The sequence below is a fragment of the Plesiomonas shigelloides genome, from assembly GCF_900087055.1.
Lineage (GTDB): Bacteria > Pseudomonadota > Gammaproteobacteria > Enterobacterales > CAMTGL01 > Plesiomonas > Plesiomonas shigelloides.
This window is the reverse complement of record NZ_LT575468.1, coordinates 323,366-344,465: the sequence shown is the minus strand read 5'-3', so window position 1 is coordinate 344,465 and position 21,100 is coordinate 323,366. Positions and strand designations below refer to the sequence as shown.

The 21,100-nt window shown below is 53.1% G+C and carries 17 protein-coding genes, 2 tRNA genes and 3 rRNA genes; 6 read left to right on the top strand and 16 right to left on the bottom strand.

What is annotated here, in order from left to right; all coding sequences use genetic code 11:
• Positions 1-19: 19 nt before the first annotated feature.
• Genes NCTC9997_RS01590 through NCTC9997_RS01575 form a run of 4 tightly spaced genes read right to left on the bottom strand, consistent with a single transcriptional unit; the run spans position 20 to position 4,789 of the window.
• A complete protein-coding gene (locus tag NCTC9997_RS01590) occupies positions 20-1,213 on the bottom strand; it encodes an ABC transporter permease (RefSeq protein WP_064977142.1) in 1,194 nt (397 codons plus the stop codon).
• Positions 1,210-2,376, bottom strand: a complete 1,167-nt coding sequence (locus NCTC9997_RS01585) for an ABC transporter permease (RefSeq protein WP_082935445.1) — start codon at positions 2,374-2,376, stop codon at positions 1,210-1,212. Before NCTC9997_RS01585 ends, NCTC9997_RS01590 begins: the two co-directional genes overlap by 4 nt.
• Positions 2,373-3,356, bottom strand: a complete 984-nt coding sequence (locus tag NCTC9997_RS01580) for an HlyD family secretion protein (protein WP_036768664.1) — start codon at positions 3,354-3,356, stop codon at positions 2,373-2,375. The genes NCTC9997_RS01585 and NCTC9997_RS01580 overlap by 4 nt, the downstream gene beginning before the upstream one ends.
• Before the next feature lie 17 nt (positions 3,357-3,373).
• A complete protein-coding gene (locus tag NCTC9997_RS01575) occupies positions 3,374-4,789 on the bottom strand; it encodes a TolC family protein (protein WP_167550111.1) in 1,416 nt (471 codons plus the stop codon).
• 254 nt (positions 4,790-5,043) lie between these two features.
• On the opposite strand from NCTC9997_RS01575, the gene dusB reads away from it, so the two are divergent.
• Together dusB and fis are read left to right on the top strand one after the other, a co-directional pair.
• Positions 5,044-6,009: a tRNA dihydrouridine synthase DusB gene (dusB, locus tag NCTC9997_RS01570; RefSeq protein ID WP_010862689.1), complete on the top strand. Its 966-nt coding sequence runs from the start codon at positions 5,044-5,046 to the stop codon at positions 6,007-6,009.
• A 24-nt stretch (positions 6,010-6,033) separates the two neighbouring features.
• Complete coding sequence (gene fis, locus NCTC9997_RS01565; protein ID WP_010862690.1) at positions 6,034-6,330, top strand: DNA-binding transcriptional regulator Fis; 297 nt, start codon at positions 6,034-6,036, stop codon at positions 6,328-6,330.
• 737 nt (positions 6,331-7,067) lie between these two features.
• Here fis and rrf read toward each other — a convergent pair.
• The 5 genes from rrf to NCTC9997_RS01540 form a co-directional block, all read right to left on the bottom strand.
• Positions 7,068-7,183: ribosomal RNA gene (rrf, locus tag NCTC9997_RS01560) — 5S ribosomal RNA — on the bottom strand.
• Positions 7,184-7,324: 141 nt separating this feature from the next.
• Positions 7,325-10,228: ribosomal RNA gene (locus NCTC9997_RS01555) — 23S ribosomal RNA — on the bottom strand.
• 195 nt (positions 10,229-10,423) lie between these two features.
• Positions 10,424-10,499: transfer RNA gene (locus tag NCTC9997_RS01550), tRNA-Ala, on the bottom strand.
• Positions 10,500-10,536: 37 nt separating this feature from the next.
• Positions 10,537-10,613 (bottom strand) — tRNA-Ile (locus NCTC9997_RS01545).
• A gap of 74 nt (positions 10,614-10,687) precedes the next feature.
• A 16S ribosomal RNA gene (locus NCTC9997_RS01540) occupies positions 10,688-12,229 on the bottom strand.
• The 16S, 23S and 5S rRNA genes sit together here with 2 tRNA genes alongside, the layout of an rRNA operon.
• Positions 12,230-12,740: 511 nt before the next feature.
• On the opposite strand from NCTC9997_RS01540, the gene NCTC9997_RS01535 reads away from it, so the two are divergent.
• A complete protein-coding gene (locus NCTC9997_RS01535; protein ID WP_064977140.1) occupies positions 12,741-13,283 on the top strand; it encodes a gamma carbonic anhydrase family protein in 543 nt (180 codons plus the stop codon).
• A gap of 11 nt (positions 13,284-13,294) precedes the next feature.
• Here NCTC9997_RS01535 and NCTC9997_RS01530 read toward each other — a convergent pair whose 3' ends face one another.
• The 7 genes from NCTC9997_RS01530 to NCTC9997_RS01500 are packed head-to-tail and all read right to left on the bottom strand — an operon-like array spanning position 13,295 to position 18,083.
• Positions 13,295-13,555: a DUF1488 family protein gene (locus NCTC9997_RS01530; protein WP_039045909.1), complete on the bottom strand. Its 261-nt coding sequence runs from the start codon at positions 13,553-13,555 to the stop codon at positions 13,295-13,297.
• A 2-nt stretch (positions 13,556-13,557) separates the two neighbouring features.
• Positions 13,558-14,376, bottom strand: a complete 819-nt coding sequence (gene aroE / locus NCTC9997_RS01525) for a shikimate dehydrogenase (RefSeq protein ID WP_064977139.1) — start codon at positions 14,374-14,376, stop codon at positions 13,558-13,560.
• Between the two features lie 51 nt (positions 14,377-14,427).
• Complete coding sequence (locus NCTC9997_RS01520; RefSeq protein ID WP_064977138.1) at positions 14,428-14,982, bottom strand: L-threonylcarbamoyladenylate synthase type 1 TsaC; 555 nt, start codon at positions 14,980-14,982, stop codon at positions 14,428-14,430.
• 16 nt (positions 14,983-14,998) lie between these two features.
• A complete protein-coding gene (locus NCTC9997_RS01515) occupies positions 14,999-15,541 on the bottom strand; it encodes a DNA topoisomerase family protein (protein ID WP_047709157.1) in 543 nt (180 codons plus the stop codon).
• Between the two features lie 2 nt (positions 15,542-15,543).
• On the bottom strand, positions 15,544-16,020 hold the full coding sequence (locus tag NCTC9997_RS01510) for a DUF494 family protein (protein WP_010862698.1): 477 nt from the start codon (positions 16,018-16,020) through the stop codon (positions 15,544-15,546).
• Positions 15,992-17,122, bottom strand: a complete 1,131-nt coding sequence (gene dprA / locus NCTC9997_RS01505) for a DNA-processing protein DprA (protein WP_064977137.1) — start codon at positions 17,120-17,122, stop codon at positions 15,992-15,994. Before dprA ends, NCTC9997_RS01510 begins: the two co-directional genes overlap by 29 nt.
• Positions 17,106-18,083: a LysM peptidoglycan-binding domain-containing protein gene (locus tag NCTC9997_RS01500; RefSeq protein ID WP_167550110.1), complete on the bottom strand. Its 978-nt coding sequence runs from the start codon at positions 18,081-18,083 to the stop codon at positions 17,106-17,108. Before NCTC9997_RS01500 ends, dprA begins: the two co-directional genes overlap by 17 nt.
• 208 nt (positions 18,084-18,291) lie before the next feature.
• Here NCTC9997_RS01500 and def point away from each other — a divergent pair, with 208 nt between their 5' ends.
• From def to rsmB, 3 genes are read left to right on the top strand one after another with little or no spacing between them, the layout of a single operon-like run.
• Entirely contained in the window at positions 18,292-18,804 is a 513-nt protein-coding gene (def, locus tag NCTC9997_RS01495; protein WP_010862701.1) for a peptide deformylase, read from the top strand.
• A 12-nt stretch (positions 18,805-18,816) separates the two neighbouring features.
• On the top strand, positions 18,817-19,764 hold the full coding sequence (fmt, locus tag NCTC9997_RS01490) for a methionyl-tRNA formyltransferase (protein ID WP_047709159.1): 948 nt from the start codon (positions 18,817-18,819) through the stop codon (positions 19,762-19,764).
• A gap of 41 nt (positions 19,765-19,805) precedes the next feature.
• Positions 19,806-21,095, top strand: coding sequence for a 16S rRNA (cytosine(967)-C(5))-methyltransferase RsmB (rsmB, locus tag NCTC9997_RS01485; protein WP_064978403.1), 1,290 nt, complete (start codon positions 19,806-19,808; stop codon positions 21,093-21,095).
• Positions 21,096-21,100: the final 5 nt, after the last annotated feature.

The window sequence follows — 21,100 nt, the reverse complement described above, 5'->3', positions numbered from 1 at the left end:
CCCTCAGCATCCCGCTCAGTTAGCCTTTAACTGCGCTGATCTTGCTGCTAGCCGCCTTCTCGTTAGCGGCTAACGCTTGGCTATGTCGCAGCACCCACCAAGCCAAGACGGTGTACAGCACCGCTTGAGCCAGCAAGCGCCACAACGGCCCGCCCACTTCAGTCAGTGACGCGCCCATCTGGTTGTATTTGACCATCAGCTCGATACCGTTCACCCCTGGGATAGTGCGCGCCAGCCACAAAATTGGCCACGGGATCGCCATCGACGGCCAGACAAAACCAGCAGTAAACACAATCGGCAGCGATGAAATCAGCACCGCTTGTGTCGGGGTTTCACGCCGCGTCATGAAAAAGGTCAGCATCACCGCAAAGCAGTAAGTGGTCCAAAACAGCAGGGTGCACAACAACAAGAGCAACCACGGGTTGGCTTGCCGAACGATGTTGTAATGCTCAAAACATCCGCCGAGATAATACATCGCCGCCAGCAGATACAAGGGCACAAACACCAAACCGCGCGCCACCAGCACCGTCCACGGCGAGGCCTGTAGCCAGTAACCACGCTCTCCGCCCAAGGTACGCTCTTTACACTCGGCAGTTTGGATCCCGGCAGCAATCAGCAAGGTTTGGTGCAAAATCAGCACAAACACCGCCGGTACCACATACGCCACATAGCCAATGGTTGGGTTAAACAGGGCCTGCGTATCCGATTGCAGCGGCAGCGCGGTACTGAGCGCGCCCAAATACGGGGTACCTTGCGATAACTCCTTGGTCACTTTCACCTGCGCGCCCAAGGTGCCACTGACTTTGGCGATTGCCTCCGCAATAGAAGAGTAAATCAGAAAATAACTGGCATCCCCTTCCACCGCCACTACCGGACTTTTCCCCAGAAGTACATCGCGCTCAAAATGCAAAGGCAGCACCAGCAAACCATGCACCTCGCCTTGCTGCATCAGGGCATCGGCTTCTTGGCGCGAAGTCACCACTGCGCTGACCGTGACTTGCGGGGTCGACTCTACGCGGCGAATAAACTCGCGACTCAATGGCGAGTGATCGTTGTCCCACACCGCCACCGGCATATGCGTCACCACTTGCTGTGAGTACGGCAGCGGATAGAGCACCGAATAGAACAGCAATCCAGCAAATACCGTCATCAAGATGGCGCTGTTTTTTCCCAGCGCCAGCAGCTCTTGCCACCATACCTGTTTGAGGTTCATACCGGCATACCTCCGGTTTTACGCAGCTTCACCCGCAACAACCATAAAGCTGGCGGGATCATCAGCCAGAAAGCCAACAATGGCAGCATCGCCTGCCACGAGATACGCCAACTGGCGGCATAATTCATCTGCTGGATCTGCACCTGCATATAGTGGGAGATCGGAATAATATCCGACCAAAAACGGGCAAAGCCCGGCATATCCGCCAACGGGAAGGTGATCCCCATGAAGGCAAACGCCGGCGCGGTATATGCCGCCCCCGCACTGGCTGCGCGGCCATAATGAAAGCTGGTACAGTACAGCAAGGTGCCCATCGCCACATACGCGCCAATGGTCAGCCACTGCGCCAGCAAAAGCAGCGGGATACTGCCAGCAATACGCCAACCGAGCAGGACATCCATCCCCCATAAAAACAGCGCGCCATGTAACGCAAACCACAAGCCATACGGCAGCATTTTCCCCGCCAACGCCGCGCCCAAACAGCCATCCGCACTTTGCAGCCATGCGCGGCCATTACTGTCGCGCAGCTCTAAGCCCAATGCCGCAATCACCACGGTGATCAGGAAAATCTGCCACAGCGCCGGAACCACGGCCGTCACTAAAAACGGCACATAGTTAAGCCCGATGTTATACAGCGGCGTCAGCTGATTGCGCAGAGGCAACGCCTGCCCAATCGCCTGATAAGGGTTTTTCCCGCGCGCGACGTGGATCTGAGCATTAAGCTCGGTCGCCTTGGTGACGATGGTGGTTTGCAAGGCGGTATTGATCACCTTACCAATCAGCACATATTGGCTGTTGTAATAACCCATCACGCTCGGGCTTAAGTGTAATTTGACGTCCGTATCCAAACGATAGGGTAAAACCACCAGTGCATAGGCTTTGCCGCTACGCACCAAATGCATACCTTGCGCCAAATCATCGGCCTGATACGCCACCTGCAACGAAGGCGCGGCATCTAAACGCCGCGTCAAATCGCGCGATAGCGGGCTGTGATCCTGATCCAACACCGCAATCGGCAAATCTTGCGGGATCCCCACATGGAAAATCCCCCATATCAGGACAAAAAACAGCGGCGGCAGCCAGACCGTCAGCGCGAAAACCCAGCGGTCTTGTCGAATGCGTTGCCATTCACGCTGGGCCGTTAACCAGATGCCCGGTTTCACTTGGCCTCCAGCAGCACACTCATCCCAACGCGCAGCCCGTCAATCGGCGCCACCGGACGCATTTCAATCTGGAAGGTGCGCATGTCATAGCCGCGTCCCGGTTGGGTGGTACGCCACGTGGCATAATCGCCCATCACATTGATATAGGTGACTTTGAAGCGGAAAGTTTTGTCTGGGTCTAACGCCGGAATACGCACGTCAAACTCGCTCCCTTGCTTGAACTGAGCCAGCTTATCTTCCCGCACTTGAAACAGTGCCCACGCATCTTGCAAATCCACCAGCGTTACCACAGGGAATCCGGCCGGGGCCAGCTCGCCCGGATGCAACAATACCTGATCCACCACGCCATCGTGATATGCGGTCAGCTCCGCATCCGTCAGATAGGCCTGCACTTCTTGTACGGCGGCGGCGGCCATTTTTTCTTTCTCAGCCGCCGCCAGTTTCTCACCCTTACGTGAGCCCTCTACCGCCAGCTGATATTGCTGGAAGGCCGCCTGCTCAGTGTATTTGGCCGCTTCCCATCCGGTTTTGGCTTCATCGCGCTTTTGCTCTGCCATCACACCATCACGGTACAACGCATTCACGCGCTGATAGGTTTTCTCGGCCAACATGGCCGCCGCTTTGGCTTTCATCCACACATCTTTGGCTGCTGCAATCTGCTGGGTACGCGCGCCGTTATCCACTTCCTGTTTAACCGCCCCTGCCGCCGCTTCACCGGCTTTCGCCTGATTTAATTTGGCATCCAACTCTGGCGTCGATAGAACAAAAATCCGATCGCCGACCTTTACGTTTTGCCCTTTTTGCACCAGCACTTGCTCAATGCGCCCCGGCACCTTGGCCGATACAAAATACTGCTGCGCTTCAATCTGCCCTTGCATCAATTCACTGTGCGAGGAATAGGCTGCAAAATAGGTAATCACCAGCGCTGCAGCCACACCCGCGGCGGCAACCACTGCCGCGGTTTTCATTTTCTTGTTCATCCCATCACCTAAAACTGTTACCGCTGGTAGCGGTTAAATGCATCCGGTTGACCGGTTAAGGTCAGCAATTTGGCCAACGCATTGGTCATCCGATAACTGGCAGCTAATCGCTGGGTATCAATGGCCGCTTCGGTCATACGCGCATCCACCACATCTAAAGAGGTCGCCAGCCCTTGCTCAAAGGCTTTACTGCGCAGCAAGAAGTTCTCTTTGGCCAATGCCTGACTCGATTGTAGGGAATCGTATTCGGTCTTCGCCTGCTCCAGCTCGCGGTACGCTTGCTCAACCCCTACCTTTAATTGGCGCTGCAACTCGGCGCGGCGATAGCCCACCTCTTTGCGCGCCATGTGTGCGGCAGCCAGCAAATCATTACGTCCACTGTTATCAACCAGCGGCACGCTGACTCCCACGCCGACCATCCAATCAGGGGCGCGCTCGCCCAGAATGCTGTCATCGTGATACAGGTTATAGTTACCAAATGCCGCCACATTCGGCAGATAACGACCACGCTCGGCTTTTTCCAAGCTTTGTGCTTGCTTATCTTTAGCATCCAGCAGTGACATCGCGGGGTTCGCATTCAGCGCATCACGTACCAGCGTAGAGAGTGACGGCAGGGTCAGCTTGGTAACCAGTGGCGAGCTAGGCTGTACATCGTTTTGATGCAGCAACTCATCCAAAACCAACTGCGCGATTTCCAGTTCACGACGGGCATTTTCTGCCTCTACCTTAGCGCGATCGTACGCCACCTGTGCCGACAGACGTTCAACCTTCGCTATCTGGCCATGCTGTTCGAGCTTTTGCGCGTGCATCAGATGCTGCGCCAATGCATGCGCCACTTGGGTACGGGTCTGGTAGACGTTTTGCGCCAGCGTCACGCCATAATAGAAGCGGGTCAAATCGGAAAACGCCTGCAAGCGCTTTAACGCAAACTGCTGCTGCGCTTCCGAGGCTTGCGCATAGGCGGCGCTTTGCGCGGCGCTAATGCGGCCACCGGAGTAAATCACCCACAGCGCATTAACCCCTGCGGTTTTCACCGTTTGGTTCGATAAATCGGTTTCGGTAGGGATACTTTTAAGTTTAGCGACCGCCTCAGGACTCAGTAAGCCACTGGAAACCAACCCTCCGAGCAATTGATCCAGCTTGGGAGCCAAGGTTGGAAACGGCTGGATCTCTTTTAAATCCATCGACAGCGGATCACTTAACCGAGTGACCTGCGCATTCAAATCGACCTTCGGCAAATTCAGCCCATCCGACGCTTGCGCCATTTTTTGTGCTCGCTCAGCCGCGCTCATCTCTGCTTTTAAGCCGTCATTGACCTGCTGCAGAGTCTGCCAAGCCTGATCAAAATTCAAAGGTGCTGCCGCCACCCCCGAGGCCACAGGTAACAAAGAAACTGCCAGTGACAGGGCTGACAACTTCCGTTTCCAGTGCATTAACCGCATACTCGTTGTAATCCTTAGTGTATTTTGTCGTCCATTGTAATGAGTTAGCACACTAGAGCAAATGCTCCAATCCTGCGTCTCGTCTAATTATGCGCATTTTTTCAGCAGCGGCTAGGCGCGTTTACAGTAAAAAAAACCTTGACTATAAAAGTTCAGCAAAGTGTTCAAAGTTTGGCCTTTCCTCCAGCTAAAAAAATGCGTAATATACGCGCCCTTACAGGCACAGTATGGTTACCTTCCAGTCAATGCGTATCGGCCCTTATCAACTTAAAAATCGTCTGATTGTAGCGCCAATGGCCGGGATTACTGACCGACCATTTCGGATGCTCTGTCATGAGATGGGTGCCGGCATGGCTGTATCAGAGATGATGTCCTCCAATCCGGAGGTATGGCATACTGATAAGTCGCGCCTGCGCATGGTACATACTGATGAACCTGGGATCCGCAGTGTACAAATCGCGGGGTCTGATCCTGACGATATGGCAGGAGCAGCCAAAGCGAATGTGCAATACGGCGCTCAGATCATCGATATCAATATGGGGTGCCCAGCAAAGAAGATTAACCGTAAGTTAGCGGGCTCCGCTCTCTTGCAACATCCTGAGCTGGTTGAGCGCATCTTAAAAGCCGTCGTGAACGCGGTGGATGTGCCAGTAACCCTAAAAATTCGTACTGGATGGGACACGGACAACCGTAACTGTGTTCAGATTGCCCAGATCGCGGAACAATGCGGCATACAGGCCTTAGCCATACACGGTCGAACCCGTGCATGTCTGTTTAACGGCCATGCCGAATACCACAGTATCCGGACAGTCAAACAAGCGGTTTCCATTCCGGTGATTGCCAATGGCGATATTACCGACCCGCACAAAGCCAGAGAGGTTCTGGACTACACCGGTGCCGACGCACTGATGATAGGCCGTGCCGCTCAGGGAAGACCCTGGATCTTTCGGGAAATCCAGCACTATCTGGAAACGGGGGAAGAGTTACCGCCACCCTCACTGACTGAGGTTCGGCAGTTACTCCTCGGGCATATCCGAGCACTGCATGACTTTTACGGTCACGGCAAAGGATATCGGATCGCCCGCAAGCATGTTTCCTGGTATTTACAGGCACATGCGCCCGACGACCAGTTTCGGCGTGCATTTAACGCGATAGAGGATGCCAGCGAACAGCTGGAAGCGTTAGATGCTTATTTTGATAATCTTGCGTAAAAATAAAAAAGAGCTGAAAGAACCATGTTCGAACAACGCGTTAATTCTGACGTACTGACTGTTGCTACTATTAATGCTCAGGATCAGGTCACTCACAAACCACTGCGTGACTCCGTAAAACAGTCGCTGAAGAACTACTTCGCTCAGTTAAACGGCCAAGACGTTAATGAGCTGTACGAATTAGTACTGGCTGAAGTTGAACAGCCTCTTCTCGATATGGTCATGCAGTACACTCGCGGCAACCAAACCCGTGCAGCACTGATGATGGGTATCAACCGTGGCACTCTGCGCAAGAAGCTGAAGAAATACGGTATGAACTAATAGGACTCCTCTATCCTATAGTTTACGAATAAAAGCCGCCTTTCAGGTGGCTTTTATTTTATTCCTACATTCCCTCTTCTTTGCCTCGCCATTGCCCCATCATCACACACGCTCAAGCACGCCAATACACGCCTTCCGATTCACTACGCAGCACTTTATATTCCAACAGACAAACACCCGCCACAGCGCCTTTCCCATGCGTTTATTGATGTACTTTACGGCTCACACCTCTCATTCATAATTGCTATGTCTACCCGAGGTATAACCTGCACCTCGTCTGATTCGCATGCACCAAGATCAGCCACAAAACCCTCTAAAAGGGATACCAAGATAAGAGATAAGAGATAAGAGATAAGAGATAAGAGATAAGAGATAAGAGATAAGAGATAAGAGATAAGAACAATACCGGGAAACACCAAGCACCGCAAACAACAGCACAGCCTACTTAACACTGCATAAATCACTCATCAGCACATTTCCAACGGCAAGGCCACATAGCGCCTGATGCGCTGGCGTCTGCGGTTCTGACCGCAGGTCTGCGCCCACACCAACCCGCCATTTAGCTCACTCGAAAACGAGAACAAAGAGAAGAGAATGAGCGAAAACTGAGATAAAAAGGCAAACAGGGGATAACGCAGGGAAAGAAGAAGAGAAGATAAAACCTTAATGACATTAAAACCCCAAAACCCCAAACGCAAAAAGCCCATCCGCTAGGATGGGCTTTTCACTTATTTGATGCCTGGCAGTTCCCTACTCTCGCATGGGGAGACCCCACACTACCATCGGCGCTACGGCGTTTCACTTCTGAGTTCGGCATGGGGTCAGGTGGGACCACCGCGCTATCGCCGCCAGGCAAATTCTGTTTCTCTATCACGTACACATGTTGTTGTGTCTCGCGCCAGAGTTAAAATCTAAAAACAAGCTGTATAACTGATGTATTGTTCTTTGAACAAGTAACTGTGACTTCATTCATCCAACATCACTTTGGCGTTGTATGGTTAAGCCTCACGGGCAATTAGTACAGGTTAGCTCAACGTATCGCTACGCTTACACACCCTGCCTATCTACGTCGTAGTCTCCAACAACCCTTTAGGAAGCTTATAGCCTCAGGGATGACTCATCTCGGGGCAAGTTTCGCGCTTAGATGCTTTCAGCGCTTATCTCTTCCGCATTTAGCTACCCGGCAATGCCACTGGCGTGACAACCGGAACACCAGAGATGCGTCCACTCCGGTCCTCTCGTACTAGGAGCAGCCCCCCTCAATCATCCAACGCCCACGACAGATAGGGACCGAACTGTCTCACGACGTTCTAAACCCAGCTCGCGTACCACTTTAAATGGCGAACAGCCATACCCTTGGGACCAACTTCAGCCCCAGGATGTGATGAGCCGACATCGAGGTGCCAAACACCGCCGTCGATATGAACTCTTGGGCGGTATCAGCCTGTTATCCCCGGAGTACCTTTTATCCGTTGAGCGATGGCCCTTCCATTCAGAACCACCGGATCACTAAGACCTACTTTCGTATCTGCTCGACCTGTCCGTCTCGCAGTTAAGCTAGCTTCTGCCTTTGCACTAACCGCATGATGTCCGACCATGCTTAGCTAACCTTCGTGCTCCTCCGTTACTCTTTAGGAGGAGACCGCCCCAGTCAAACTACCCACCAGACACTGTCCGTATCCCGGATTACGGGACAACGTTAGAACATCAAACATTAAAGGGTGGTATTTCAAGGTCGGCTCCACGCAAACTGGCGTTCACGTTTCAATGCCTCCCACCTATCCTACACATCAAGGCTCAATGTTCAGTGTCAAGCTATAGTAAAGGTTCACGGGGTCTTTCCGTCTTGCCGCGGGTACACTGCATCTTCACAGCGATTTCAATTTCACTGAGTCTCGGGTGGAGACAGCCTGGCCATCATTACGCCATTCGTGCAGGTCGGAACTTACCCGACAAGGAATTTCGCTACCTTAGGACCGTTATAGTTACGGCCGCCGTTTACCGGGGCTTCGATCAAGAGCTTCGCTTTCGCTAACCCCATCAATTAACCTTCCGGCACCGGGCAGGCGTCACACCGTATACGTCCACTTTCGTGTTTGCACAGTGCTGTGTTTTTAATAAACAGTTGCAGCCAGCTGGTATCTTCGACTGACTTCAGCTCCATCCGCAAGGGACTTCACCTACCGTCAGCGTGCCTTCTCCCGAAGTTACGGCACCATTTTGCCTAGTTCCTTCACCCGAGTTCTCTCAAGCGCCTGAGTATTCTCTACCTGACCACCTGTGTCGGTTTGGGGTACGATTTCTGGTAACCTGATGCTTAGAGGCTTTTCCTGGAAGCGTAGTATCAGCTACTTCAGCACCGTAGTGCTTCGTCATCACGCCTCAGTGTTAATGAAAGACCGGATTTGCCTAGTCTCTCCACCTTCACGCTTAAACCGGGACAACCGTCGCCCGGATAGCCTAACTTTCTCCGTCCCCCCTTCGCAGTTACCACAAGTACGGGAATATTAACCCGTTTCCCATCGACTACGCTTTTCAGCCTCGCCTTAGGGGTCGACTCACCCTGCTCCGATTAACGTTGAACAGGAACCCTTGGTCTTCCGGCGAGCGGGCTTTTCACCCGCTTTATCGTTACTTATGTCAGCATTCGCACTTCTGATACGTCCAGCATACCTCACAGTACACCTTCAACCGCTTACAGAACGCTCCCCTACCCAATAACACCTAAGTGTCATTGCCGCAGCTTCGGTGCATGGTTTAGCCCCGTTACATCTTCCGCGCAGGCCGACTCGACTAGTGAGCTATTACGCTTTCTTTAAATGATGGCTGCTTCTAAGCCAACATCCTAGCTGTCTAAGCCTTCCCACATCGTTTCCCACTTAACCATGACTTTGGGACCTTAGCTGGCGGTCTGGGTTGTTTCCCTCTTCACGACGGACGTTAGCACCCGCCGTGTGTCTCCCGGATAGCACTCTACGGTATTCGGAGTTTGCAAAGGGTTGGTAAGTCGGGATGACCCCCTAGCCTTAACAGTGCTCTACCCCCGTAGGTGTTCGTCCGAGGCGCTACCTAAATAGCTTTCGGGGAGAACCAGCTATCTCCCGGTTTGATTGGCCTTTCACCCCCAGCCACAAGTCATCCGCTAATTTTTCAACATTAGTCGGTTCGGTCCTCCAGTTAGTGTTACCCAACCTTCAACCTGCCCATGGCTAGATCACCGGGTTTCGGGTCTACACCTTGCAACTAATTCGCCCTATTAAGACTCGGTTTCCCTACGGCTCCCCTATTCGGTTAACCTCGCTACAAAATGTAAGTCGCTGACCCATTATACAAAAGGTACGCAGTCACACCACGAAGGTGCTCCCACTGCTTGTACGTACACGGTTTCAGGTTCTATTTCACTCCCCTCACAGGGGTTCTTTTCGCCTTTCCCTCACGGTACTGGTTCGCTATCGGTCAGTCAGGAGTATTTAGCCTTGGAGGATGGTCCCCCCATCTTCAAACAGGATACCACGTGTCCCGTCCTACTCATCGAGCTCACAGCAATGCGTCTTCGTGTACGGGGCTATCACCCTGTATCGCCGGACTTTCCAATCCGTTCCACTAACGCATCCACTGATTCAGACTCTGGGCTGCTCCGCGTTCGCTCGCCGCTACTAACGGAATCTCGGTTGATTTCTTTTCCTCGGGGTACTTAGATGTTTCAGTTCTCCCGGTTCGCCTCGTTAAGCTATGTATTCACTTAACGATACCTAAGTTATCTTAGGTGGGTTTCCCCATTCGGACATGGTTGGCTATAGCGCTCCATCCCAGCTCACCAACCCTTTTCGCAGGGTAGCACGTCCTTCATCGCCTCTGACTGCCAAGGCATCCACCGTGTACGCTTAGTCACTTAACCATACAACCCAAAATAATGTCGGGCTGAATGCTAGTCACTAAACTGGTCGTTGCCAGTTTCTCAAGTCGCTTGTTCTTAAGAACTTCAGTTATTTTTCAGCTTGTTTCCAGATTTTTAAAGAGCATGTCGAGAATGACTTACGTCACAATGACCATATCGCAAAATAAACTGTTGATTTCAATTCATTTTGCGATATGGTGGAGCTAAGCGGGATCGAACCGCTGACCTCCTGCGTGCAAAGCAGGCGCTCTCCCAGCTGAGCTATAGCCCCGACGTTTTTCTTACTTTCCACTTTCTTGTACAAGAAGTGGTGGGTCTGAGTGGACTCGAACCACCGACCTCACCCTTATCAGGGGTGCGCTCTAACCACCTGAGCTACAGACCCATCGTAAGTGTCGCTCGTATTTATTAACCAAACAATCTGTGTGAACACTCAGCTTAAGCGCCGAATATCTCAGGTAAGGAGGTGATCCAACCGCAGGTTCCCCTACGGTTACCTTGTTACGACTTCACCCCAGTCATGAATCACAAAGTGGTAAGCGCCCTCCCGAAGGTTAAGCTACCTACTTCTTTTGCAACCCACTCCCATGGTGTGACGGGCGGTGTGTACAAGGCCCGGGAACGTATTCACCGCGGCATTCTGATCCGCGATTACTAGCGATTCCGACTTCATGGAGTCGAGTTGCAGACTCCAATCCGGACTACGACATACTTTATGGGATTCGCTCACTATCGCTAGCTTGCCGCCCTTTGTATATGCCATTGTAGCACGTGTGTAGCCCTACTCGTAAGGGCCATGATGACTTGACGTCATCCCCACCTTCCTCCGGTTTATCACCGGCAGTCTCCTTTGAGTTCCCGACCGAATCGCTGGCAACAAAGGATAAGGGTTGCGCTCGTTGCGGGACTTAACCCAACATTTCACAACACGAGCTGACGACAGCCATGCAGCACCTGTCTCAGAGTTCCCGAAGGCACCAATCCATCTCTGGAAAGTTCTCTGGATGTCAAGAGTAGGTAAGGTTCTTCGCGTTGCATCGAATTAAACCACATGCTCCACCGCTTGTGCGGGCCCCCGTCAATTCATTTGAGTTTTAACCTTGCGGCCGTACTCCCCAGGCGGTCGATTTAACGCGTTAGCTCCGGAAGCCACGCCTCAAGGGCACAACCTCCAAATCGACATCGTTTACAGCGTGGACTACCAGGGTATCTAATCCTGTTTGCTCCCCACGCTTTCGCACCTGAGCGTCAGTCTTTGTCCAGGGGGCCGCCTTCGCCACCGGTATTCCTCCAGATCTCTACGCATTTCACCGCTACACCTGGAATTCTACCCCCCTCTACAAGACTCTAGCTTGCCAGTTTCAAATGCAGTTCCCAAGTTGAGCTCGGGGATTTCACATCTGACTTAACAAACCGCCTGCGTGCGCTTTACGCCCAGTAATTCCGATTAACGCTTGCACCCTCCGTATTACCGCGGCTGCTGGCACGGAGTTAGCCGGTGCTTCTTCTGCGAGTAACGTCAATGCCACTAGGTATTAACTAGTGACCCTTCCTCCCCGCTGAAAGTGCTTTACAACCCGAAGGCCTTCTTCACACACGCGGCATGGCTGCATCAGGCTTGCGCCCATTGTGCAATATTCCCCACTGCTGCCTCCCGTAGGAGTCTGGACCGTGTCTCAGTTCCAGTGTGACTGGTCATTCTCTCAAACCAGTTAGAGATCGTCGCCTTGGTGAGCCATTACCTCACCAACTAGCTAATCCCACCTGGGTTCATCCGATAGCATGAGGTCCGAAGAGCCCCCACTTTGGTCCGTAGACATTATGCGGTATTAGCTACAGTTTCCCGTAGTTATCCCCCTCTATCGGGCAGATCCCCAGGCATTACTCACCCGTCCGCCGCTCGTCACCCAAGGAGCAAGCTCCTCTGTGTTACCGCTCGACTTGCATGTGTTAGGCCTGCCGCCAGCGTTCAATCTGAGCCATGATCAAACTCTTCAATTTAAAGTTTGTCGCTCGAATAAACTGGCAAATAAATTGTTCAGTCACTCGTTTAACTTAATATCTTTTGGATATCAGCATTCTCAAACGAGTGCCCACACAGATTGTCTGATTAACTTTTTAAAGAGCGTTTCGCTTCGGGTTTCACCCTTAGCGACAGGACGCGCATTATTCCGCTTTCCTGTTGTGCCGTCAAGCATTTTTTTATCATGCTTAACTGCGTTGTTTCGTTGACCACCGACCACTGTGATTTGCATCACTGCTGCCGTGTCAGTGGGGTCGCATTATAGGGCGTGATTTCATTCTGGCAAGCAAAAATTCGCACAATGCGATCGAGTGATTACTTTTTATTCTTTGCGAGGATCTTCGGCCTTACGTAAGATCCTGCGTACTGTCGGACGATCGTGATGGAATCTGTAGTTTCCACCTTTTTTATTCTGTGCTGATTGTACCGACCGCTGAACACCGTAGACTAACCGTAGATTAATCACATGAATAAGAAAGGTTTTAATTTATGACGGTATTGCGTCCTTATAAAGGCAAAACACCGGAAATTGGCCAACGGGTCATGCTGGATGAAAGTTGCGTCATTATCGGCCATGTTACGCTCGGTGATGATGTCAGCATCTGGCCTAGCGTGGTGATCCGCGGTGATGTGAACTATATCACTGTCGGTAATCGGACCAACATCCAAGACGGTAGTGTTCTGCACGTAACCCGTAAGACCAGCGATAACCCAGCCGGTCTACCGCTGTATCTGGGCGATGACGTGACCATCGGCCATAAAGCGGTGCTGCACGGTTGCACAGTTGGTAATCGGGTTCTGATTGGCATGGGCGCAATTATTCTTGATGGTGCAGTGATTGAAGATGAAGTGATCATTGGCGCCGGTGGTTTGGTTCCGCCACACAAGCATCTGGAAAGTGGTTATCTGTATCTGGGTAATCCGGTACGTCAGGCGCGTTTGCTGACTGCAGAAGAACGCACCTCGTTACAACAATCAGCCGATAACTATCTACATCTCAAGAACGAGTATCTGGCCGAACAAGCGCAATGATCAACGTGCGCTTACTGCAAGTGGATCATTCCGAGGTCATCAAACGCATCTTGTCTGATGGCCTCTTCGGCTTCTTCTTCAATATCCCAGCGCCATTGACGGAAAATCGCTAGCGCCTGTTCAGGAGCAACGAAGCAACCTGCTCGCACACCTAAGGCGTGTAAACCAATTCGACACTCAATCCGCATTCCCTGCACCATGGCCGGAAAGACCACTTGCTGCAACTCATCACTCCAGCGCTCCAGCTCTGGAAATAGGATTGCTTGATTCATGCTTATACTCTCTGACGTAACTGCGTAATAACCGGGAGAATCTCCGGCATGATACCACGCCATAAATAAAAGGCATGTGCCGCCTGCCCCACCAGCATGCCAATGCCATCGGCCAGTTGCTGCGCCCCAGCTTCTGCCGCGAAAGCTAAGAATGGCGTCAGTTCACGGCTGTAATACATGTCATAGCAGGCGGTCTGCGCCCCGATCACGCTGGCGGCAAGCGGAGGAACATCGCCCTGAATACCGCTGGCGGTTGCATTGATGATCAGATCGAATTCCGCGTCCACTAAGCTGGCATAGTCTGCTGCGGTGACCGTAACGCCACTCTCTACACTCATCGCTACCAGTGCTTGCGCCCGTACCAATGTGCGATTGGCAATGGTCAGCGAAGCGGGTTGTTGCTCGAGCAAAGGATGTAGCGCGCCACGTGCCGCACCACCAGCACCCAGCAACAAGATGCGCGCCCCTTGCAACGGAAACTGTAACCGACGTAAATCTTCCACCAAGCCAGCGCCATCAGTGTTATCGCCCAACAGCGAGCCATCGTCATTCAAGCGCAAGGTATTCACCGCTCCGGCCAACTGCGCGCGCGGAGTTTTATGTTCGGCGAGCTGGAAGGCCAACTCTTTGAACGGTACTGTGATATTACAGCCTCGCCCGTGCTGGCGAAAAAACTGGCGAATAAAATCATCACAGCCTTCTAGCGGACCGAGCAATGCCTCATAGCAGATGTCCTGCCCAGTCTGCTCGGCAAAGAGCCGATGGATCAATGGCGAACGACTGTGGTTTATCGGATGACCAATAACAGCATAATGATCCATGGCATTCAGGCTCCGTAGCAGGAATGGATGACAAAATACAACAAACAGCAATCAACTCGGGCGCAACACGGCGCCGGTTTGCGCATCCCGAATTTCAGACGGGTTCTCTCGCCCCCCCACCTGCCCGGATAACACCGCCAGCTGGGAGCCAAATTGCGCCACCACCTCTTGTTCTACACGGCAAGGAGGCAAGCCGGTCAAATTGGCACTGGTTGAGGTCAGCGGTTTACCAAATGTCTGGCACAAACGGCGCACATCTGGGTGATCGGAGACCCGCACCGCTATTGAGTCAAACTGACCCGTCAGCCAACGCGGCACTGACGATTTAGCCGGCATCACCCATGTCACCGGCCCTGGCCAGCTGTGTAAAATCCGCGCCAGACACTCAGCAGAGAGCTGGCTATCATCCACATATGGCAGCAGCTGGGCATAGTCAGAAGCAATGAGGATCAAGCCTTTTTCCACCGGTCGCTGTTTCAATGCTAACAACCGTTCAACGGCCAGCTGATTATCCGGATCACAGCCCACGCCAAAGACCGCTTCGGTGGGATAAGCAATGACCTCCCCCTGACGCAGGGCTGCCACACAGTGTTCTAATGAGCTCATGGGAATCTTCCGGAAATTAGTCGTGATCAATCCAGCGTCCGCACTGCTTGTTCGCACATTGCAGACGTACACCGTGCGCCGTTTTGCGCTCCAACAGCAATGGATAATGGCAGTGTGGGCATTCGCGGCTAATCGGTTTGTAATTGACGGCAAACTGACAGGCCGGATAGCGATCGCAGGCGTAGAACGTTTTGCCATAACGCGATAAGCGTTGCAACAGCTGTCCTGAGTGACATTGCGGACACGCCGCCGCCGTTTGCGCTGGGGCATCTAATGCTTGGGTATAGTCACACTGCGGATAAGCGGAGCAGCCCACAAACATCCCATAGCGACCTTGGCGCAACACCAAGTCCGCTTGGCAAACTGGACAAGGTTGGCCTTCCAGCACTTTAATGATGTGGCCATCACGCTGCTGCAGTGGGCGCAGATAATCACAAGCCGGATAGGCGCTACAGCCTAAAAAGAGGCCCTGCTTACCTTGACGGATTTGCAGGGCCGCGCCGCACTCCGGACACACATCCGACTGCGAATGCGCCTGAAATAACGGGGTCTTACTCATATTCAGTGCTGCATCCCTTCGCCTTTGGCTTCAAACAGGATGGTTTCCATCTTTTCATAGGCCGCTTCATGCCCCGGCACATTAAACAGCACCATCAGTACCACCCACTTCAGATCTTCAAGCTCCAGCTCACCGGCCTCCAGCTCCATCACCCGATCGATGACCATCTCGCGGGTGTCGGTATCCAAGACTTCAATCTGTTCTAAAAACAGCAAAAAGCCCCGACACTCGACATCCAGACGATTCATCTCTTCATCGGTATAGATGCGGATAGTATCCGGCGCTTGCGCCAGCAGATACGGCGTTACATCACTTTCCTGCAGAGCTGCCAGCTTCTCAAGCCAGATCAGCGCCTTGTTAATTTCTTCCGGATGAAAACCGGCCCGCGTCAACTCATCTGACAGGGCTTCCTGATCCACTTGGATTTCTTGCTCCGTGTGGACATAAGTTTCAAATAGGTACATCAATACGTCGAACATGGCCTGTCCTCCTTATCCGGACATAGCCGCCAGGTACTGCTGCGATCCAACCGGCCAGCTCTAACTCCAGTAACTGGATCAGAACTTCGGCAACAGGTTGGCCGGCACGTTCGGCGACAACATCTACAGGTGTAACTTCTTCCGTTACGGTAGCTAACAGCTTGGCAAATGGCAATTGCTGAGCCTCGGTAGATGCAATTAATTCTGTTTGCTGTTCATTTACCCAACAGAGCAGACTGCCAAGCTGCTCTTGAATATCGGCTGGCGACTCCACCAACCAAGCGCCTTGCCGGATCAGCTGATGGCAACCACGACTGGCCCCGCTACCAATGGCACCCGGTAAAGCAAACACCTCGCGTCCTTGCTCTAACGCATAACGCGCAGAAATCAACGAACCACTGCCTTCCGTGGCCTCTACCACCAATAAGCCAACCGCCAATCCACTGATAATGCGGTTGCGACGCGGAAAATGCTCTGGTCGCGCCGCCTGCCAAGGAAAAAACTCCGACACCAGCGCCCCTTGCTGCGCCACAATCTGCTGCGCTAAGCGTTGGTGCTGACGCGGGTAGAGTTTTTGCAAACCGCTGCCCAATACGGCCACCGTCAGCCCTGACACCTCCAATGCTGCCTGATGGCAACAAGCATCAATGCCCAGCGCCAAACCGCTGGTGATCACCATGCCACTGCGCGCTAATTCGGCCGCGAAATAATGTCCCCACTGTTTACCATACGGAGTGCAATCTCGGCTGCCCACCATCGCCAATTGTGGACGCAACAAAACCTCCGGCGAACCTTGTATAAATAAGACCACAGGCGCATCCGGGAGTTGCTGTAATAAAGGTGGGTACGCAGGAGAGTCCGGCGTTAAAATATGATGGGACGATGACGCATCACGCCACGCCAAAGCGTGCGCGACCCATTGTAGAGATTCTTGCTGCCAAAACGCACACTGACGCTCGCTCCAACCGAGGCGGCGCCAATCATCAACCGAGTTTGCTGCCAGTTGCGCCAAAGAACAGCGACTTAACCATTGTTTCAGGCGTACCGGACCGATGCCCGGTACGCTGTACAAGCGTAACCAACACTCAACCGGCGCTGGCATGATGCAAACTATCGGCGTAACGCGGGCTAATCACTTGTGCGCCCAGTCGGGTCGGCTCTTGCAGTGACATCAGTAAGCCCAGACTCAGTTTGTCCGTCACCTGAAACACCACCACTTGACCAACCCATTCACCCGGTAGACGCTCATTATTGCGATCGAGCCAACGCTGGCCGGTGGTCGCATCTTGCGCCAGTTTACGCCCTTCGCGTGTTTTCACCGTCTCCAAGCCCGGCGCTTTGACTAAAAACACATCGCCCTGACGCACACCTTGCGTTTTGCCGATATTCAGCGTCACCACATCACGCGGCACCATCCAGTTACTGCCACTGGAGGTATCTAAGATTTCACCTTTAATGGCGCTGCTCGGCTGTAAACCCATGCGCAGCGAGTAAGAATCAGACTGCAACTCCGGCACCACCACATCGCCTGGCGCAATCTCCAACAGCGGATCGCCCACCACCAACGCGGTGCTGACTGGCCCGCTCTCAGATACTTCAATCGTCGCCACTCGGCTCATGCGCACCCCGAGAGTCTGCCGATTGCTATCGCGAATAGTTTCTTGTGGACGGAACACCGCATAGCGCTCGCCACTCACCAACAGGCCATCGACATACAAAGGCCGACCGCCGGTCATCCGCCGCTGCCCATCATTATTACCAATCACCTTAGGCCACTCTTTCAGTGCCTGCTGATCGGCAATTTGCTCTTGATTAAGGTAAGTGAGCAAACGCCCCACATCCAACGTCGGGATCGGGCTGACGCCATAGGCCGTACCACTGCCCACGTGCGGATCTTTACTCAGCACCGGTTTGCCATTCACCCAATGCAGATACAAACGATCGCCCGGAAAGATCCAATGCGGATCGGCAATTTGCTGGTTCTTCTGCCAAATCTCCGGCCAACGCCACGGCTGGGTCAGAAACCGGCCGGCAATATCCCATAGCGTATCGCCCTTCCTCACGATATATTCTTGCGGATAGTTATCTTTGAGCTGAGGAGCACTTATACTCAGCCAAGGCACGAGCAACAGCAGAGATAGCCAACGAAACTTCACGGCATTTTACCTTTCAGATGGTGGTCGACGACCAAATGCTGTCAATCACCGGTGAAAATGTCTAGAATGTCACCGATCATCGGTTTAGAAATCAAGGTACAGCTCCAAGACTCTTATGGCAGTATTGCAGGTATTACATTTTCCCGACGAGCGGCTGCGCACCAAAGCGGCGCCGGTTGCTGAAGTGAATGCTGACATCCAGCGTATCGTAGACGATATGTTTGATACCATGTACGAAGAAGAAGGTATCGGACTGGCAGCTACACAAGTGAACATACACCAACGGATCGTTGTCATTGATGTGTCCGAAAACCGCAATGAACGTTTGGTTCTGATCAATCCGGAGCTGATTGAAAAATCAGGGGATACCGGAATCGAGGAAGGATGCCTGTCAGTCCCAGGTTCGCGGGCACTGATTGCCCGGGCCGAACAAGTCCGGATCCGTGCTCTTAACTATGAAGGGCAGCCTTTCGAGCTGGAAGCAGATGATCTGCTGGCGATCTGTATTCAACATGAAATGGATCACCTCGAAGGCAAACTGTTTGTCGATTACCTGTCACCGCTCAAACGTCAGCGCATCCGACAGAAGATTGAAAAGATGGATAAACAGGCCCGTCGTCAAGCTTAACGGAGTTACCTTTTGAGCCAAGCATTACGTATTGTCTTTGCCGGTACCCCTGATTTTGCAGCGCGTCATCTTGACGCGCTGCTCGCTTCTGAGCATCAGGTCGTCGGCGTCTACACCCAGCCGGATCGCCCGGCCGGTCGCGGAAAAAAACTCACCCCAAGTCCGGTCAAAGTACTGGCCGAACAACACGCCATTCCAGTATTCCAGCCGCCCACACTGCGCAAAGAAGAGTACCAGCAAGAGCTGGCCGCCCTGAATGCCGATGTGATGGTGGTGGTAGCCTATGGCTTAATCCTACCCAAAGTGGTGCTGGATCTGCCGCGTTTAGGTTGCATCAACGTACACGGCTCCTTGCTGCCCCGCTGGCGAGGCGCAGCGCCTATCCAGCGCTCACTGTGGGCCGGTGATAGCGAAACTGGCATCACCATCATGCAGATGGATATCGGTCTGGATACCGGCGATATGCTGCATAAGGTCGCTTGCCCAATTACTGCGCAAGACACCAGTGCCAGCTTGTACCAAAAATTGGCGGATATGGGCCCAGATGCCCTGCTGACCACCTTGGCCCAATTGGCCGAAGGTCGCGCCCAGCCGCAAGTGCAAGACGAAGCACTGGTTACTTACGCTGAAAAACTCAGCAAAGAAGAAGGTCGCCTCGATTGGCAGCAACCGGCTGATTTCAGTGAACGCTGCATTCGCGCCTTTAATCCATGGCCGATGAGCTATTTTGACGTCGCTGGGCAAACCATTAAAGTTTGGCAAGCCAACGTGCTGCCACACCAGCAAAACGCGACGCCGGGCACCGTGTTGCACGCCGACAAGCAGGGCATTCAAATTGCCACCGCAGAGGGCGTGTTGAACCTGACCGTCTTGCAGCCGGCCGGTAAAAAACCGATGCCAGTGCAAGACCTGCTCAATTCTCGACGGGAATGGTTTGAACCAGGCACCGTCCTTAGCTAACCCTAACTGATAAGCCGGCGATGCCGGCTTTTTTGATAATCATGAAAACAAACGTACGCGCCGTCGCCGCCGATATCCTTTACCAAGTGCTGGAGCAAGGCCAATCGCTCAGCAGTGCGCTGCCCAAAGCGCAGCACAAAATTGCTGAACGGGATGCGGGTCTCCTACAAGAAATCTGTTTTGGCACCTTGCGGGTATTACCGCGTCTGGAAGCTTGTCTACAACAGCTGCTGGAAAAACCGCTCAGCGGCAAACAACGCATTATCCATCAGCTGCTGCTGGTTGGTCTGTACCAGCTGCTGTATACCCGTATCCCGCCACATGCCGCGGTCGGCGAATCAGTTAATGCCGTGGTCGCCTTAAAGCGCCCAGCCTTCCGCGCCTTGGTCAATGGCGTGCTGCGCCGTTTCCAACGTGAACAAGATGCTATTTTGGCACTGGCAGATCAAAAATCTGCCCCAAGTCACCTGCATCCACAGTGGCTGGTCAAGCGTCTACAAAACGCCTATCCCGAACAGTGGAGTCACATCCTCGACAATAACAACCAAAAACCGCCGATGTGGCTGCGGGTCAACCGCCAACACCACAGCGCCGCAGACTATTTGGCGCTGTTAGCCGAGCAGCAGATCGACGCTGAACTCAGTGCTGAACACCCAGATGCCATCTTGTTGCATGCACCGGTTGCTGTTACCCGTCTACCGGGTTTTGCCGATGGTTGGGTCACCGTACAAGATTTGTCCGCCCAGCACGCCGCATTACTGCTGGAGCCGCAAAACGGCGAACTGATATTGGATGTGTGCGCTGCGCCGGGTGGGAAAACAACCCATATTCTGGAAATGGCACCACACGCGCAGGTCGTAGCGGTAGATGTCGAACAAACGCGTCTGAATCGTGTTGCGGAAAACCTTGAGCGATTAGGTCAACAGGCGACATTGATTTGTGGTGATGGCCGGCAGCCGCGCCAATGGTGGCCAGAAGGGCAATTTGACCGCATCTTATTGGATGCGCCGTGCTCGGCAACCGGCGTGATCCGCCGTCATCCTGATATCAAATGGCTCCGTCGTGCCGCCGATATCGACGTGCTCACCGAGCTGCAAAAAGAGATCTTCGATGCCACCTGGGATCTGCTCAAACCGGGCGGCATCTTGGTATATGCCACCTGCTCGGTGCTGCCAGAAGAAAACCATTTGCAGATTGAGGCTTTCCTGCAACGCACAAAGGATGCAGAATTGATCCCTCTAGGTAAGGATGCGCAGCCAGACTGGCAGCTATTACCGGATAGCCAACGCGGCGATGGCTTTTTCTATGCCAAACTAAGAAAAACAGCCTAACCTCA